This is a genomic window from Muricauda sp. SCSIO 64092 (genome assembly GCF_023016285.1).
Classification (GTDB): Bacteria; Bacteroidota; Bacteroidia; order Flavobacteriales; family Flavobacteriaceae; genus Croceivirga.
On record NZ_CP095413.1, the window covers coordinates 3,461,114 to 3,477,421 of the forward strand.

The 16,308-nt window shown below is 43.2% G+C and carries 13 protein-coding genes; 8 read left to right on the plus strand and 5 right to left on the minus strand.

The window, feature by feature from the left end; all coding sequences use genetic code 11:
* The first annotated feature begins 10 nt into the window (after positions 1 to 10).
* Positions 11 to 829, plus strand: a complete 819-nt coding sequence (locus L0P88_RS14655) for a hypothetical protein (protein ID WP_247130664.1) — start codon at positions 11 to 13, stop codon at positions 827 to 829.
* On the opposite strand, the gene L0P88_RS14660 is transcribed toward L0P88_RS14655, so the two are convergent.
* Positions 826 to 2,103: a replication-associated recombination protein A gene (locus tag L0P88_RS14660; protein ID WP_247130665.1), complete on the minus strand. Its 1,278-nt coding sequence runs from the start codon at positions 2,101 to 2,103 to the stop codon at positions 826 to 828. The genes L0P88_RS14655 and L0P88_RS14660 overlap by 4 nt on opposite strands.
* Positions 2,104 to 2,183: 80 nt before the next feature.
* On the opposite strand from L0P88_RS14660, the gene L0P88_RS14665 reads away from it, so the two are divergent.
* Positions 2,184 to 2,906, plus strand: a complete 723-nt coding sequence (locus L0P88_RS14665) for a rhomboid family intramembrane serine protease (protein WP_247130666.1) — start codon at positions 2,184 to 2,186, stop codon at positions 2,904 to 2,906.
* Here the strand turns inward: L0P88_RS14665 and rlmB are convergent.
* Complete coding sequence (rlmB, locus tag L0P88_RS14670; RefSeq protein WP_247130667.1) at positions 2,903 to 3,640, minus strand: 23S rRNA (guanosine(2251)-2'-O)-methyltransferase RlmB; 738 nt, start codon at positions 3,638 to 3,640, stop codon at positions 2,903 to 2,905. The genes L0P88_RS14665 and rlmB overlap by 4 nt on opposite strands.
* A 90-nt stretch (positions 3,641 to 3,730) precedes the next feature.
* On the opposite strand from rlmB, the gene L0P88_RS14675 reads away from it, so the two are divergent.
* Positions 3,731 to 4,468: a hypothetical protein gene (locus tag L0P88_RS14675; protein WP_247130669.1), complete on the plus strand. Its 738-nt coding sequence runs from the start codon at positions 3,731 to 3,733 to the stop codon at positions 4,466 to 4,468.
* A gap of 97 nt (positions 4,469 to 4,565) precedes the next feature.
* On the opposite strand, the gene L0P88_RS14680 is transcribed toward L0P88_RS14675, so the two are convergent.
* Genes L0P88_RS14680 through L0P88_RS14690 form a run of 3 tightly spaced genes read right to left on the minus strand, consistent with a single transcriptional unit; the run spans position 4,566 to position 10,613 of the window.
* Complete coding sequence (locus L0P88_RS14680) at positions 4,566 to 5,591, minus strand: hypothetical protein (protein ID WP_247130670.1); 1,026 nt, start codon at positions 5,589 to 5,591, stop codon at positions 4,566 to 4,568.
* Positions 5,592 to 5,610: 19 nt separating this feature from the next.
* Positions 5,611 to 7,323 carry a SusD/RagB family nutrient-binding outer membrane lipoprotein gene (locus L0P88_RS14685; protein WP_247130671.1) on the minus strand — a complete coding sequence of 571 codons (1,713 nt, stop codon included), beginning with the start codon at positions 7,321 to 7,323 and terminating at the stop codon, positions 5,611 to 5,613.
* 23 nt (positions 7,324 to 7,346) lie between these two features.
* Positions 7,347 to 10,613 carry a SusC/RagA family TonB-linked outer membrane protein gene (locus tag L0P88_RS14690; protein ID WP_247130672.1) on the minus strand — a complete coding sequence of 1,089 codons (3,267 nt, stop codon included), beginning with the start codon at positions 10,611 to 10,613 and terminating at the stop codon, positions 7,347 to 7,349.
* Between the two features lie 874 nt (positions 10,614 to 11,487).
* On the opposite strand from L0P88_RS14690, the gene L0P88_RS14695 reads away from it, so the two are divergent.
* From L0P88_RS14695 to rpsJ, 5 genes are all read left to right on the plus strand, one after another.
* Positions 11,488 to 12,480, plus strand: coding sequence for a fasciclin domain-containing protein (locus L0P88_RS14695; RefSeq protein ID WP_247130675.1), 993 nt, complete (start codon positions 11,488 to 11,490; stop codon positions 12,478 to 12,480).
* A gap of 456 nt (positions 12,481 to 12,936) precedes the next feature.
* Positions 12,937 to 13,311, plus strand: coding sequence for a 30S ribosomal protein S12 (gene rpsL, locus L0P88_RS14700; protein WP_010519393.1), 375 nt, complete (start codon positions 12,937 to 12,939; stop codon positions 13,309 to 13,311).
* Between the two features lie 21 nt (positions 13,312 to 13,332).
* Positions 13,333 to 13,809: a 30S ribosomal protein S7 gene (gene rpsG / locus L0P88_RS14705; RefSeq protein WP_247130677.1), complete on the plus strand. Its 477-nt coding sequence runs from the start codon at positions 13,333 to 13,335 to the stop codon at positions 13,807 to 13,809.
* Positions 13,810 to 13,815: 6 nt separating this feature from the next.
* On the plus strand, positions 13,816 to 15,945 hold the full coding sequence (fusA, locus tag L0P88_RS14710; protein WP_247130679.1) for an elongation factor G: 2,130 nt from the start codon (positions 13,816 to 13,818) through the stop codon (positions 15,943 to 15,945).
* Between the two features lie 10 nt (positions 15,946 to 15,955).
* Positions 15,956 to 16,261 carry a 30S ribosomal protein S10 gene (gene rpsJ, locus L0P88_RS14715; RefSeq protein ID WP_007094989.1) on the plus strand — a complete coding sequence of 102 codons (306 nt, stop codon included), beginning with the start codon at positions 15,956 to 15,958 and terminating at the stop codon, positions 16,259 to 16,261.
* Positions 16,262 to 16,308 lie beyond the last annotated feature (47 nt).

The following is a 16,308-nucleotide window of genomic DNA, read 5'->3' on the forward strand; positions in this document are numbered from 1 at the left end:
TAATCCCAATATGAAAAAAACCATAGTGTTGCTGGGCTTGGTGCTGATTGGCCATCTATTTGGCTACGGACAGTTGAACGATTATAAATATATTGTGGTACCTACAAAGTTTGATGTCTTTAAGAAAGAAAATCAATTTCAGACCAGTACATTGATCAAATACCTTTTGACCAACGAAGGGTACAATGCCGTTTACAACAATGCCTTACCCATAGATTTAATGGGCAACCCCTGTCTGGCACTAAGGACCAATTTGGTGGATAATTCGTCACTATTTTCAACCAAGGTCAAACTTTCTTTGGTTGATTGTAATGGGGCGGTAATTTTTGAAACCCAAGAGGGGTCTACTAGGGTTAAAGAGTATAAACAAGCTTACAAGGAAGCAATATCGGAAGCCTTTGGATCATTGCGTGGGCTTAATTATAGCTATGAACCAAAGGAAAATGAAAAAGCATCCGAAACTGTTACCATCAGTTTTGAAAATGATATAAGGTCGTTGGAAGAGGATTCGAATAACAATGCCAGCGCGGTGGTGGAAAAAAAGGAATCGGATCCATCCAAAGAACAAATGGTACGACCACAAATCCAGGAATTTGAGGAGGGGAATAGGGGAAAAGATCTATTGTATGCCCAACCGATAGAAGGGGGGTATCAGCTAGTGGATGCAACACCAAAAATAGTGTATGTACTAAAGACTACTTCTTCACCCGACATATTTTTAATTACCAAGGATGGAAAAAACGGCGTTATTTTCAAAGATGAAGGGAAGTGGTACGTGGAAATGGACGAAAACGGGAGTAAAGCCAAAGAATTGAACATAAAGTTCTAAAAATCGTATTTTTCCTTCCATCGCTTTTTTAGGAACTCGCGCATTGTATTTTCCCTAGGATTTTTCCCAGGGACATAGAATGTTGTCCCTGCTATTTCCTCTGGCAAAAACTCTTGGTCGATAAAATTGTTTACATGGTCATGGGCATAACCATACCCCTTACCGTAACCCAAATCCTTCATCAATTTTGTAGGGGCATTTCTAATGTTCATGGGAACCGATAGGTCTCCCGTTTCCCTTACCTTTTGCTGCGCCTTGCCAATGGCCAAATAACTGGCATTGCTCTTTGGTGAACTGGCCAAATAGGTAGCGCATTGGCTCAAAATAATACGGGCCTCGGGATAACCAATGATATTCACGGCTTGAAAAGTGGCATTCGCCAAGACCAAAGCGGTTGGATTGGCATTGCCAATATCCTCGGAAGCAAGGATGACCATCCTTCGGGCAATGAATTTGACATCTTCACCACCCTCGATCATTCGGGCCAACCAATACACCGAAGCATTGGGATCACTTCCCCTTATTGATTTAATGAATGCCGAGATGATATCATAATGTTGTTCGCCTGTTTTATCGTAAAGGACAGTGTTTTTCTGTACTTTTTGCAGAACCACATCATTCGTGATTACAATGGAATTGCCCTCATCGGAATTGATCAAGAGCTCAAAAATATTGAGCAATTTTCTTCCATCGCCACCGGATAGGCGAAATAAGGCCTCGGTTTCCCTTAATTCGATTTTTTTTGATTTGAGAAGCTCATCTTCTTGTATGGCACGTTCCAGCAAGCGTTCCAAATCTTCCTTTCCAAAAGGTTCCAATACATATACCTGGCATCGGGAAATCAATGCGGGGATGACCTCAAAACTGGGATTTTCCGTTGTGGCTCCAATAAGCGTTACCCACCCCTTTTCCACGGCTCCCAAAAGGGAATCTTGTTGTGACTTGCTGAACCTGTGAATTTCATCAATAAAGAGAATTGGGTTTTTGGACGTAAAAAGACCACCACTTTGTTTTGCCTTTTCTATAATCTCCCGAACATCCTTGACCCCACTGCTAATAGCACTAAGGGTATAAAAAGGACGGCCACTTTCATTGGCAATAATGTTGGCCAAAGTGGTCTTGCCCGTGCCCGGAGGTCCCCAAAAAATCAGGGAAGGAACCATACCGGACTTTATTTGTTGGTACAAAGCTCCTTTTTCACCTACCAAATGATTCTGACTGATATAATCATTGAGGGTTTTGGGACGTATTCGCTCTGCTAAAGGTCTGTTCATGGCATAAAAATAATTAGAATCCACAAATGACCTTTTGTCCAGTTTTGCATATTTGGCGTATTTGTTGCATTTTAAAGGGTATGTCTGAACACCATTATTTCAAATTTTCCTTGGAACTATTGTTGGTCCCCCTTTTTGCGGTATTGGCCATATGGTCCGTTTTTTGGTTTGAAGTCAATTTTTCCATCAGTTTTAATTCCTATGGCCTATTTCCAAGAAGTCTTTCGGGGCTTAGGGGCATAATCCTAAGTCCATTCATCCATGGCTCTTTGGGCCATTTATATAACAATACCATTCCACTGGCTATCCTGACTTTGGCCCTGTTCTATTTTTATAGACAAAAAGCCTGGAAGATTCTTTTGTGGGGATGGTTTATTTCGGGCGCTTTAACTTGGTTGGTGGGAAGGGAGAGTTATCACATTGGTGCAAGTGGAATCATCTACATGTTGGCCAGTTTTATCTTCTTTAAGGGAATTTTTGAAAAACACTTTCGGTTGATAGCGCTTTCATTGACCGTGGTTTTTATCTATGGAAGTATGCTGTGGTATATTTTTCCCATTGAGGATGGAATCTCTTGGGAAGGCCATCTATCAGGGTTTTTAGCGGGTCTTTTTTTGGCAAGAACCATTAAGGTGGACATTCCCGTTCCTAAAAAGTATGAGTGGGAAAATGAGGATTATGACGAAACGGAAGATGAGTTCCTAAAACATTTTGATGAAAATGGAAATTTTATGGAACGTCCAAAATCCGAGGAAGGGGATACCGAAATCATTTATCACTTTAAAAAAACCAAGGAAGACTAGCCAAGACGCTGCCTAAAGACCTCATAAAGAATAGCACCACAAGCAACTGAAACGTTCAAAGAACCAATTTTTCCTGCTATGGGAAGCTTGGCCTTATGGTCCACAAGTTTTAGTATGGAGTCGGAAATACCCTTGTCCTCTGCACCCATGATTATCGCACAACCGGATTTCAGGTTGGTTTGAAATATGGTATCGTCCCCCTTTTCCGTTGCTGCAACAATAGCTATGTTGGAAGCCTGTAAGTAGTAGATGGCATCCTTAAGGTGGTCCACTTTTGCGATGGGAATATTAAAAACGGCGCCAGCCGAAGTTTTTATGGTATCACTGGTTATCGGTGCAGAGCCTGTCTTGGGAACAATAATGGCATCCACACCGGTACACTCTGCCGTACGGATAATGGCACCAAAGTTTCGTACATCGGTTACTTGATCAAGCAGTAAAAATAGCGGCACGCTGTCCCGTTCCAAAATCTCCTCGACCAATGATTCAAAATCTTGGAAATCCACGGGTGAAATTAGGGCAACGGCACCTTGGTGATTATTTTGAGTGAGTTTGTTGAGCTTTTCTATGGGAACATAGGATGTGGCTATTTTATTCTTTCGGAGTATAAACTCCAACTCTTTGAACAATTCGCCCGAAAGGCCTTTTTGCAAATAGACTTTGTCAACATGCTTTTTGGCTTGAATTGCCTCAATTATGGCCCGGAGGCCAAAAATATGATCTCTTGACTTCATAGTGGGCTAAGATATTGGATTCTTGGCACAGAATAGGGTATTTCCAATATTTGTGATATTTTTAAATAGTAGTAAAACACTTTTCTCGGTATGGATTCAAAACTAATTTTAACAGCTATTTTCAGCATGGGATGTCACTGCCTGTTTTCCCAAATTCCGGCAAACTACAATGCGGACAATGAATCTTTTGGAATGCAACCCATGTTGCAATATGCTTTTCAGCAAATGGCCAGCAGACAGTTAAAGGATGGCGATGACAGGTCTATAAAAGGTTCTCGGTTTCTCAACAGAAACTTTGATATTGGGACCATCTATAGCAAAGATGGGGTGGAAGGGCAGGCCTATATGCGTTATGATGCCTATAGCGATGAGGTTCAACTTAAAATAGACGATACGGATTCCACTAGTTTGATTCTTAACAAGGACAAGAATATTTATTGCCTGCTTAGTGGAAAGAAGATGTTTTTTAAAAGTTACTTCAATAAACGAAATACCGTAACCGAAGGATATCTGTTTCAAATTGCGGAGACCGATAGTTTGGTATTGTTTGAGCGGAGGATTAAGCGATATAAGGATGGGAAAGCTGCCACGACCTCTTTTGAGTTGCCGGTGGCAAGTAGGTTTGTTAGTGAAAGGGAACTGTATTATGAAGATAAGAATGACCAAACCATTCGTTTTCTAAAAACGAACAAAAAGGCAATCGTAGGTCTTTTTGAGGGCAGTACATCCAAGGCATCCAAAATAAAAGGCTTTATCAATAAAAATCGGTTGGATTTGAACGATCCCAAAAAAGTGGCACAAATATTCTACTATTACAATACCCTGTAGTATTCCTTCTTATATTGATTTCAAAGTAATTTTTTATATAAAAAAAAGCACCCATAAACTGGGTGCTTTTTAAATAGCATTACTTAATACATTGCCATTATTCGTTGTTGGCCGTAAATATTACCGGCCAATCCTCATTGTTTTCCCGTGTAAGTTCCACTACCCCGCGATCTCCCACGGAGTTTGAAAACTCAATGGTCATTACTGGTCCACTAACATCCGTAATGGTATAGGAATAGGTCAATTCCGCATCCTCATCGTCATCGTCCGGGATAACGACTCCGTCCCTAAGATAAACTTCACCATCGGGAACAAGATTTGTACAGTCCCATTCAATTTCGATGTCATTACCTGTGGCATCCCCTCGGCCCACATAGCAATCCCCAAATTGACCAAAACTCATATCGGAAGATTCGTAGACACCTGCAGTGTCCGTTTCGGTCCAGGTAACTGTGCCCGTCGCACTTCCGCTACAAGTAGCATCCGTTCCCGGAGGAGCCGGAACGATTTCGGTGGTAACATAGCTGTGTGTTCCCGCCAAGCTTTCCGTTATGGTACATGCAACTACGGGGAAGTACTCAAAAGGTGCGGAAAAGTAAGCACCACCACTAACGGGACCACCAACATCATCACTGGTGTAGACCTCACCATTGCTCAAGGTCAAGGTCAATTGAAACTCAAAACGGTCTTTTCCTATGACCAGGGACTCAGTGATTCCCGTGGTAGCAATCAACTCGTCGGCAGTGTAGGAAATGGTGGTTACGGGTAAGCCCCTTTCCCCATTGGTAAAGTCACTGGCCGAAAGCGTCTGTAGGGAGACCAAATCGGTGGACATGCTTGGGCCATTGTCTGAGTTATCATCAAAAGCGACAAACACTTCCACGGTTTGCAATAAATCACCTCCCTCTACATCCTGTGCTTCCAGGAGCACACTGTAGGAGGCGTCATCATCGAAGGCATCGGTCTCGTCATTAAAAATCAGATTATTGGTCTCATCACGTGTTCTTAGGACGGCTCCACTACCTACATCCTCTAATATAATATCTACGATCTTATCCTCAGTCTCACAAGATATTCCGATTACAAGACCTAGAAGTAGAATTTTATTTAAATATGTTTTCATAGTTTCTATTCTTTATTTTTTAATTAGCTATTGGGAATGCTGGTGAGCCAGGGTTGTTGTCCCAAAACACTTGAACGGTCTGATCGGCCTTAGGACTAACCGAAGAGTTATTGTTCACAAAGTCCCCTGGATAGTTCAACGATCGCACAAAAGCACCTGGTTCAGGCTCTAGATTTGGTTGTAAAGTGGTTGGAAAGCCTGTTCTCCTGTAAAAGTTGTACCCATCAATACCGTTTCCAAATAGCGAAACAAGAAACTGTTCGGCAAGCAAGTCCCATTTTCCATTATCATCGGCAGCATCAAAGTCAGTATCCAACTCATCGGAGAACACCGTGATATCTCCGGCAGTAGGGGCCAAGGAACCGTCAAAGTTGGCTGCCCTTGGGCCAAATGAAGTGGTCTTGGTAATGGACTTGGCAATACCTTCCAACATAAAGGGTTTCCCGGCCGCAGGATTGTCCAACATGGCGATTTCAGCTCTCATGAAGTCGACGGTGGAGGCAAGGATTATAGGTGTAGCCCCAGCGCCTCCAGCACCGGACCCAACGGACAGACCGGTAAAACTACTGTCATCAAATTTACCACCGGAAGGATAAACGCCATAAACGGCCCTTGTGAACCCATCTGGTGGAATACCTGCATTTTGACCGTGGTCACGGCCCCAATATCCATTTTCCAAAAAGCAAAAGGTAAAGCCACCGTCAGTATAATGCTGTGGCACAGGCTCCAAAGAGCATGCCAGCGTTTCCTCATTTGGTTGGATCTCAGCTCCTGGGACAGCGTTTACCTGCCTGTAAAAATAGTAGCGGATACGTGGATCTTCACTTTCATTCATATAATTCATTAACCAGTTGGGAAGATAGTCCGCACCACCGGAAGGCACATAATTATCGGCATATCTTGGGTGACGTGCATCGGGCTGCACGGAATTGGTCCCCCATTCAAATTGTAAATCTTCGGAAGATTCATCAATAAAATTGCCTTCCGCCACAATGGCGTTAAAACTGGCAACGGCGTTGGGATCTACCAAGCGGGTCTGCAAGTAAATCTTCATCTTTAAGGTATTGCAGGCTTTGATCCAATCATCCCAATCTCCATTATAGTAAAAGTCATTGGCTGGCTCTGTAACGACATCCCTGCCAAAATTGGCTATGGCATCGTCCAAAAGTTGCAAGGCGGCGGCGTAGATACTAGCTCCTGAATCCAGTCCAGGATTAAGGTTGGGTTGCTCCCCATCTCCTTGAAAAGCTTCACTGTAAGGCACATCCCCAAAGAAATCCACCAAAGTGACCATGGTAAAGGCTTCTATAAATTGGCCAATGGCAGTATGATGGAAAAGTTCCGATTCCACTGCTTCCGGTTCCATGGCCCTTATATCTGCCAATATACCATTTACTTCAAGGCCGCTTGGCAAAGCCTCCTGTGCATCGGCCTGGTAGGCTATGTTCCACTCCAGGTTAAGCTGTGTGGGTGCGTAGTTGGCTATATTTTGATAATTACGGCCATTCATATAACTAATCCTTACCAAATCACCACCGTTCCAACCCATCAACTCTGTAAAGGTGGCAAAATCCACTTGGATGGAGTTTAAGAACAAATCCGCACTTGATTGATCTGGTCTTAAAAAGTTAGGGTTATCGGCAAGGTCCAATTCCGTGGTCTCGCAGGAAGTTAAGAAGAAAACTCCCGTAAGAACTGTTAAACCTATATATTTTAATACTTTCTTCATCATTAATAAAATTTTGCTGTTTTCTATTAAAAGGTAGCTTTTACACTAATTCCATATCGTCTACCACTGGGCCCAGCCAAAAAGTCGAAACCTCTACCGTTCCCTACACCCAGACCTGCTTGGTTAGGGTCCCAATTAGTACCGTCTGGTACGTTTATCGCATCAAACCATAAGTTTTGTCCTGACAACGTGACTGTAAAGGAGCCGAACGGAGTTTTGTCCAAAAACTTGGAAGGTAGTGAATAGCCCAATGCTACTTCTTGCAGTCTAATTACGGTACCGTCAAATACCCCAAGTTCATCCGGACCAAAAAGTACATTGTTGAAATAGAAGGTGGAGTTATTGATCTGCACCGTGTTAGGGGTTCCATCATCTTGCTGAACCCCTGGTAGGATAAAGGTATTGATTCGATCTACAGTGTCAGTGGTCAATCCCCTACCCAATAAGGTGGATACGGTTCTGGAATATACATCTCCGCCTTTGGTATAGTTTAACAGGAAAGAAAAGTTGAAACCTTTCCAGGAAAAGTTATTGTTCACGTTAAGGATCCAATCCGGATTGGGATCACCAATAACAAATTGGCCTTGCTCTTCCACAAAATCCCCGGCACTATCGACTAAAAATTCGCCTTGATCGTTGGTGGCAATTCGGGTACCTACCAAGGCCCCTAATTCCTGCCCTTCAATGGCGGCGTTACCTAAGTTAAGACGAGCCCCAGCAAATACGATAAGATCAGTATCCTGGCCTAAATCCGTTACCTTATTATTATTGGAGGTGAAATTGGTGTTAACCGACCAATTAACCCCGTCATTTGGACTCCTAAGGATATCAACACCCAAATCCATCTCAAAACCGTCGCCCTCTATTTTACCCACATTGGTTTGTTGGGAAGTAAATCCAGTGGAAGGATCCAAAGGTCGATCAACGATCAAATCCGTTGTGGTTCTGATATAATAGGATGCATCTATGGTAACTCGATTGTTGAATAGTCTTGACTCAACCCCAAGTTCAAATTCTTCAAGTAATTCTGGTTTCAAATCAGGATTTCCCAATCTATTTCCAACGGAATTGGTAACGATATCCGATCCATTGTTCTGAAAGAATTGCGTATTGATGTCCAAAACTGAAACCGTAGGAAATCCGGTTGGGAAATTCGCAGAAGTACCAAACCCTGCCCTCAGTTTCAAATAATTCAACCCATTTTCGCTTTTCAATTCAGGTAATACGGAAGTGGGTATGAAAGATAGACTTGCACTGGGATAAAATGCCGAACGATTTTCAATATCCAAGTTGGATACCCAGTCGTTTCTGGCGGCCAATGTTACATAAATCCAACGGTCATAGTCAAAATCGGCCTGAGCAAAGACACCTGCAATGTTTCGCTCTTGGAAAAATTGGATTTCATTTTGATTGGCAAAGTTTACATGTCGAAGGACACCAAATACCTGTTGCCCATTACTTGCAACCCCGTTTCTGTCAAATATTTCCCTACGTGAGGTAAGACCAAGGTTAAAGGTCATTCCTATTTGATCGGAAAGATCGTAATCCCCATTAAGGATAAAGTCATGGTTTAAGATGGTGTTGGTATTGTTCCATGTTTGATAAATACCACTGACCAATTCCGCATCTTCCTGGCCCCTACCTCCTCTATTCTGAAAGTTGGTGTTGTTTTCACTGAAAACATCCAGACCGAACCGATATAGAAGGTTTAAGTTATCATTGAAATTATAGGTAATGGAAGACTGTCCAAATACCCTATTGGTCTGCTGTCTGAACCCGGCGTTGGCAACTGTCCATAAGGGATGTTGAATACTGTTGTTTTGACGATAATACACACTGGAACCGTCAATTGGGTTTTGAAATGGAAGACCAATCAAATCCACACTTCTTGGGGTAAAGAAAAGTTCCCCAAAAACCGATGATCCTGTACCAAAGGCCCCATTCCCCTCACTGGCTGCTACCGGAGGTGTTCTAAAATCAGTATTGGAAAAATTCAAGGTGCCTGCTATCGTAAACTTGTTACTAAGTACGGCTCTACCTCCAATACCTAAAGTGTAGCGTCTTAGATTGTTCCCTGGTGTAAATCCTTCATCATTTAAATGGCCCGCATTTGCGTTGTAACTAAACTTGCCATCATCCGATGCCCCCCTAATATTCACGGAGTTGGAGGTTACTGCACCAACCCTGAAAAACCTTCCTACACTATCATAGGGTCTCCATTCGTAACGTGCTCCCGCAAATTCAGGAAAAGCCTGGGGAATCCCTGTTGCCGATGAAGCAGTTGAATATGGGTGAGCCAGCGTACCATTCTCATCAAATCCGACATTTGGCCGGGAATCGATACCATTGCCCCAGCCGGCGACTCCGTCCCTGTTAAAACTTGGGCCCCAGTTACTGAAAAACCAGCCAAAGGCCTGGTCAAAACCGTTACCAAATTCATTCTGATAATCCGGTAAAGAAGCTATCTCATTAAAGAAAAGGGATGAATTGATGGTTATCTCATTCTTTTTCACGGCACCTGCGGAAGACCCATTTTTAGTGGTAATCAGGATTACCCCGTTCCTACCCTGCGTTCCATAAAGTGTGGCGGCAGCCAAACCTTTTAGTACGTTTACGCTTTCAATATTGTTGGGGTCTAAATCCAAGAACCGGCTTGAACCTGAATTTCCGTTTACGAAATCCTGCTCAACATCTCCTGTGGCTGCCCCTGAGGAATTGGTTTCACTGGAAAATGGGACACCGTCCACAATAAAAAGTGGTTGGTTACTACCACTAAAGGAACTGAATCCCCTAATAATAATGTTGGTACCGGAACCAGAAAGCCCACTTTGTTGGGTAATGTTCAATCCTGATGCCTTTCCAGTCAATACCCTTCCGACATCACCTTCCGGGCGTTGTTCCAATTGGTCACTTCCAACTTCGGAAACGGCATATCCCAAGGCTTGCTTTTCCCTTTTAATACCCTGGGCGGTAACAATTACCTCTTCCAGCGCTTGGGCATCTTCCTCCATTTGCACATTGATTACGCTGCCCTGGCCGATTACAATACGTACATCCTTCTCACCCACATACGTAAAAAGTAGGGTCTGACCTGTACTTGCAACGATGGTATAGTTACCATCAAAGTCTGTTTGAGTACCCGTAGTAGTACCTTCAATAAGAATGTTTACACCTGGTAGCGGTATACCATCCTGATCAACAACTGTACCGGTAATCGTCTTGTCTTGTGCAAAAGAAACGTGCACAACAAACGCCAGCAATAGCGTTAAGATTCCATTTAGTTTTGTTCTCATTTTGTAATTATTTGAATTAGCTAGCCGCTAAAATCACAAATAAATGTTAATAAAACAAACTAAAATTCCCAAAAACTATAAAAATCCAACTTTATTGAATTTTTGTTAAAATATATTTGACCAATTATTTTTATGGGAATAATTCAATGTTTTTTTATAGAAATTGGAAATTACTTCTTAAAATCACGGATAACGATCGCACCTAAAAAACTTATTTTTTTGTTAAACAATTGACATTTGCAGTGTTAATATTTTAACATCTATTTCCGGGGCTTTCCGTGGATTTAAAACTCAACGAATAGGGGAATACCAACCATGGAAATAGTTTGCGTGCAAATCCAATTTCCCCAAGTGGTTTACATGCTTTTTTCTTTTGGGGCATTACCGGTTTTATAAGACCCGTTGGTCCAGGAATTGGGGTGCTGGATTTTTATTTTGGAGATAAAGTTTCGATTCCCAAACTGGCCAAAAGATTGTATGGAAAAAGCACGGTAATTCATTACCAATATAAAGGACCACTTTTACAAAATGGCACCCAATGAAAAAAAAGAAGAAGGGACCATATTGTTCGGAGTGGTGAATATGACCAATGGATGACCGTTTGATATCATTCTTAACGGAAAAGGGGCTACGGTCAAAAAACCATTTGGGGGAGTAGGTTGTCCTATGATTTATACATCAACTTTTTGGAATTTTAAGGCGCATCCTAAAAAGTGGACATTTTTCTGCGTTGATGCTTGTGGTGTGGGAACGGCAAATCCAGGTAAAAGACGCCTGGAACCACGGAAAAGTGTTAAAGTTGTTCGTCCGAGGCAACGGAAGGGTTTATTTTAACTCTAATAAGAGTTAGATGTAACCATTTCAAAATACTATTATGATCAGACTTTATCAGCTTAAAAACGCTTTGTTCTTTTTACTTATAACCTTTTTGACAATTTCCTGTAACAGTGATGATGATGGTGAGGACAGGCCGGATGTGAGTATTTCGGATTTGGCAGGTAGTACAAGCGATCTGTCCACGCTGGCCGCCGCTTTGGAGCGGGCGGATTTAGTGGACGATTTGGATGGTGTAGGACGTTTTACCGTTTTGGCCCCTACCAATGCCGCTTTTGCCGTTTTTTTGGATATTAACGACTTTGCGGATATAAATGCCGTTCCAGTGGATGTGCTTCGGCAATTGTTGTTGAACCATGTTGTTGCGGGAGAGTTCCGTAGCGCTCAATTGACGGGCCAAGTAGGGTATTTGCAGACTTCCGCAGCAGGTCCGGTTGACGGTATTACCCTAAGTCTGTTGGTTAATGGAAACAACGGTATTGTTTTTAACGATATGGCACAGGTAACCCAGAATGGCGGGGACATTATAGCTTCCAACGGCACCATTCATATAGTGGATGCCGTAGTGGAGTTGCCCACATTGCCCACATTGATTTCCGGGAACCCCATTTTCAGTGATTTGGTCACGGGCTTGACCACCGCTACGCCATCCGCGGATTATGTGACCATCCTATCCGAAAGCGGTCTATACACGCTGTTCGGTCCTTCCGATAACGCTTTTGATGCACTTTTTTCAAGTAATCCCAATTGGAGTACCGTGGAGGATATTGATGAGGAAACACTTCTGGCGGTCCTAAACCATCATGTCATCGGCGGGGCCAACATTTTGTTGAGTGATATGGAAAATGGCCAGGAATCCCCGGCGACTTTGGAAGGGGACGTTTTGAGGTTTAGTACAGGGGGTTCCAATTCCATACGTGTGGCAGACGGAAGCAGCAGTAACAATGCCCTCATTACCGTAGGAAATATTCAGGCGTCCAATGGGGTGCTCCACTTGATCGATCGGGTATTGATTCCCAACACAGATAACTAAAACCCGTACTTTGTTGAAAATAGCAAGTTCCTGGGGATGGTATCTTGTAGGGTCTTGTTTTGATTGGGAATCTCCCAATTGAAGTGGCTGATTCATGCCCATCAAGGATTTCCCCTTGCTCTGGAACCCCATGGCTTCGACCGGGAATACATGCTTCGGTGGGGGATACCCATCCAAAAACCCTTTTGCCAATACCCTTGATTTCTTCAAAAATAACCGCATTCATTTTCGATTTGGTCTTGGTAATGGCGGTGGAGATTTTTGGAATGGAACCACCTTCTATATATATGAGGTGAAGTTTTGATACGGGGGCTTTGGGTGTACTTGATTTTGATGCTTTAAAAAGCTTAACATAATATTGTCAAAAAACTTGTTGTTCCGGCATTTGTATTATTCTGAAATATCACTACATTTGCAGCCCTCAAAATGAGGGTTTTTTATTTAATAAGGATATAAATGCCAACAATTTCACAATTAGTAAGAAAAGGAAGGAGCACAATTACCAAGAAGAGTAAATCGGCTGCTTTGGATTCTTGCCCACAGAGACGTGGAGTATGTACGCGTGTTTACACCACTACACCAAAAAAACCAAATTCTGCCATGCGCAAGGTGGCCAGGGTTAGGTTGACCAATGGCAAAGAGGTGAACGCATATATTCCAGGTGAGGGGCACAATCTCCAGGAGCACTCGATAGTATTGGTAAGAGGTGGAAGGGTGAAGGATTTGCCAGGTGTGCGATACCATATCGTACGGGGAGCTTTGGATACTGCAGGTGTTGCAGGTAGGACACAACGTCGTTCAAAGTACGGTGCAAAACGCCCTAAAAAGTAATTCAACTTTTAGAAGGAAGTCATGAGAAAAAGACAAGCGAAAAAAAGACCATTATTGCCCGATCCAAGGTTTAATGACCAATTGGTGACGAGGTTCGTGAATATGATGATGTGGGACGGAAAGAAATCCGTCGCCTTCAAGGTTTTCTATGATGCGATCGATATTGTTGACCAAAAGAAAACCGACGATGAAAAAACAGCCCTTGAGCTGTGGAAAGATGCCCTTTCCAATGTTATGCCCCATGTAGAAGTACGCAGTAGGAGGGTAGGTGGTGCAACTTTCCAAATTCCTATGCAGATCCGTCCAGATCGAAAGATTTCAACGGCTATGAAGTGGTTGATTAACTATGCACGTAGACGAAACGAGAAATCCATGGCACAAAAACTGGCGGCTGAGATTTTGGCAGCGGCAAAAGAAGAAGGTGCTGCTGTTAAGAAAAGAGTAGATACGCATAAAATGGCCGAGGCCAACAAAGCATTCTCCCACTTCAGATTTTAATTCACAATGGCAAGAGATTTAAAATACACAAGGAATATTGGTATTGCGGCCCATATCGATGCCGGAAAAACCACGACTACGGAACGTATTCTTTTTTATACCGGTGTAAGTCACAAGATTGGTGAGGTGCACGACGGTGCCGCTACCATGGACTGGATGGAGCAGGAGCAGGAGCGCGGTATTACCATTACTTCGGCGGCCACCACCTGTACATGGCAGTTCCCAACGGAAAATGGCCAGCCGACCGCTGACGCAAAAGGATACCACTTTAATATCATAGATACTCCTGGACACGTGGACTTTACCGTTGAGGTAAACCGATCGTTACGTGTTTTGGACGGATTGGTGTTTTTGTTCAGTGCGGTTGATGGTGTAGAGCCCCAATCCGAAACAAACTGGAGATTGGCCGATAACTATAAGGTGCCTCGAATTGGTTTCGTGAACAAAATGGACCGTCAAGGTTCCAATTTCTTGAACGTGTGTAAGCAGGTCAAGGAAATGTTGGGATCCAATGCGGTGCCTATTGTTTTGCCAATTGGTGAGGAGGCCGATTTTAAAGGTATCGTTGACCTGGCCAAGAACAGGGCAATTGTATGGCATGATGAGAACTTCGGTTCAACTTTCGATGTTATCGATATTCCTGCCGAAATGCAGGATGAGGTTTCTGAGTATAGGGCTGCTTTGATTGAAGCGGTGGCGGAATATGATGAGGAGTTGATGGAGAAATTCTTCGAGGATGAAGATTCCATTACCGAGGAAGAAGTGCATGCAGCTTTAAGGGCAGCAGTTATGGATAGGGCCATTATTCCAATGATATGCGGTTCGTCCTTTAAAAACAAGGGGGTTCAGTTCTTGTTGGATGCTGTTTGCCGTTACCTGCCATCACCCTTGGACAAAGATGATATCGTAGGTACCGATCCCGATACAGGAAATGAAATTACAAGAAAGCCAGACCCAAAGGAGCCTTTCTCTGCTTTGGCTTTTAAAATCGCCACAGATCCATTTGTCGGACGTCTGGCATTTTTTAGGGCATATTCCGGTCGTTTGGATGCCGGTTCTTATATTTTGAATAACCGTTCCGGTAAGAAAGAACGTATTTCACGGATTTACCAAATGCACTCAAACAAGCAGAATGCGATTGAGTTCATTGAGGCTGGGGACATAGGTGCCGCGGTTGGATTTAAGGATATTAAGACAGGGGATACGATGTCTTCGGAAAAACATCCCATTGTGCTTGAAAGTATGGACTTCCCCGATCCCGTAATTGGTATTGCCGTGGAGCCCAAAACCAAGGCCGATGTGGATAGATTGGGAATGTCTTTGGCGAAGTTGGCTGAAGAAGATCCAACTTTTCAGGTAAAGACCGATGAAGCATCCGGACAGACCATTATCTCCGGTATGGGTGAACTTCACCTGGATATTATCGTTGATCGTTTGAGACGCGAATTCAAGGTTGAGGTAAACCAGGGTCAACCACAGGTGGAGTACAAAGAAGCACTTACCGCAAAAGCCGACCATCGGGAGGTCTACAAGAAGCAGACCGGTGGTAGGGGTAAGTTTGCCGATATCGTATTTACCATGGAGCCTGCCAGTGAAGAAACAAAAGCTGGCTTGGAGTTCATCAATGAAATCAAGGGAGGTAACATTCCCAAGGAATACATTCCATCCGTAGAAAAAGGATTTAAAGAAGCCATGAAGAATGGTCCTTTGGCCGGATTTGAGATGGATTCCATGAAGATTACCTTAAAAGACGGGTCTTTCCACCCTGTGGATTCTGATTCGTTGTCCTTTGAGTTGGCTGCCAAATTAGGGTATAAGGAGGCTGCTAAAGCGGCAAGGGCCGTATTGATGGAGCCAATTATGAAGTTGGAAGTATTGACCCCGGAAGAAAACATGGGGGATATCGTTGGTGACCTGAACCGTAGAAGGGGCCAGGTAAACAATATGGATGATAGGGCCGGTTCCAAAGTAATTAAGGCCGAAGTGCCATTGTCCGAGATGTTCGGCTATGTAACTGCGCTTAGGACATTGAGTTCAGGTCGTGCAACTTCCACAATGGAATTTTCACATTATGCCGAGACACCTACAAACATTGCAGAAGAGGTGATTAAGGCAACTAAAGGTGTAACCGCATAATTTTCAGAAGATGAGTCAAAAAATCAGAATTAAATTAAAGTCTTACGACCACAATTTGGTGGACAAGTCTGCTGAAAAAATTGTGAAGACGGTCAAGACAACAGGAGCTGTCGTAACGGGTCCCATCCCATTGCCGACACATAAAAAAATCTTTACGGTTTTGCGTTCACCACACGTGAACAAGAAATCCAGAGAGCAATTTCAATTGAGTTCTTACAAGCGTTTGCTTGATATTTATAGTTCTTCTTCCAAAACAATTGATGCTTTAATGAAATTAGAGCTCCCAAGTGGTGTGGAAGTCGAAATAAAAGTGTAAATTTGCACGCCCTTTTTAGGAAGGGATTACATGTCCGGAGCCGCGAG

What these genes read in the sequence shown, in the direction of transcription:
- rpsG (WP_247130677.1), top strand. Translation starts at nt 13,333, where the DNA reads ATGAGAAAAAGACAAGCGAAAAAAAGACCATTATTGCCCGATCCAAGG.
- rpsJ (WP_007094989.1), top strand. Translation starts at nt 15,956, where the DNA reads ATGAGTCAAAAAATCAGAATTAAATTAAAGTCTTACGACCACAATTTG.
- L0P88_RS14680 (WP_247130670.1), bottom strand. Translation starts at nt 5,591, where the DNA reads ATGAAAACATATTTAAATAAAATTCTACTTCTAGGTCTTGTAATCGGA.
- L0P88_RS14660 (WP_247130665.1), bottom strand. Translation starts at nt 2,103, where the DNA reads ATGAACAGACCTTTAGCAGAGCGAATACGTCCCAAAACCCTCAATGAT.
- L0P88_RS14695 (WP_247130675.1), top strand. Translation starts at nt 11,488, where the DNA reads ATGATCAGACTTTATCAGCTTAAAAACGCTTTGTTCTTTTTACTTATA.
- L0P88_RS14655 (WP_247130664.1), top strand. Translation starts at nt 11, where the DNA reads ATGAAAAAAACCATAGTGTTGCTGGGCTTGGTGCTGATTGGCCATCTA.
- rpsL (WP_010519393.1), top strand. Translation starts at nt 12,937, where the DNA reads ATGCCAACAATTTCACAATTAGTAAGAAAAGGAAGGAGCACAATTACC.
- L0P88_RS14665 (WP_247130666.1), top strand. Translation starts at nt 2,184, where the DNA reads ATGTCTGAACACCATTATTTCAAATTTTCCTTGGAACTATTGTTGGTC.
- fusA (WP_247130679.1), top strand. Translation starts at nt 13,816, where the DNA reads ATGGCAAGAGATTTAAAATACACAAGGAATATTGGTATTGCGGCCCAT.
- L0P88_RS14675 (WP_247130669.1), top strand. Translation starts at nt 3,731, where the DNA reads ATGGATTCAAAACTAATTTTAACAGCTATTTTCAGCATGGGATGTCAC.
- L0P88_RS14685 (WP_247130671.1), bottom strand. Translation starts at nt 7,323, where the DNA reads ATGATGAAGAAAGTATTAAAATATATAGGTTTAACAGTTCTTACGGGA.
- L0P88_RS14690 (WP_247130672.1), bottom strand. Translation starts at nt 10,613, where the DNA reads ATGAGAACAAAACTAAATGGAATCTTAACGCTATTGCTGGCGTTTGTT.
- rlmB (WP_247130667.1), bottom strand. Translation starts at nt 3,640, where the DNA reads ATGAAGTCAAGAGATCATATTTTTGGCCTCCGGGCCATAATTGAGGCA.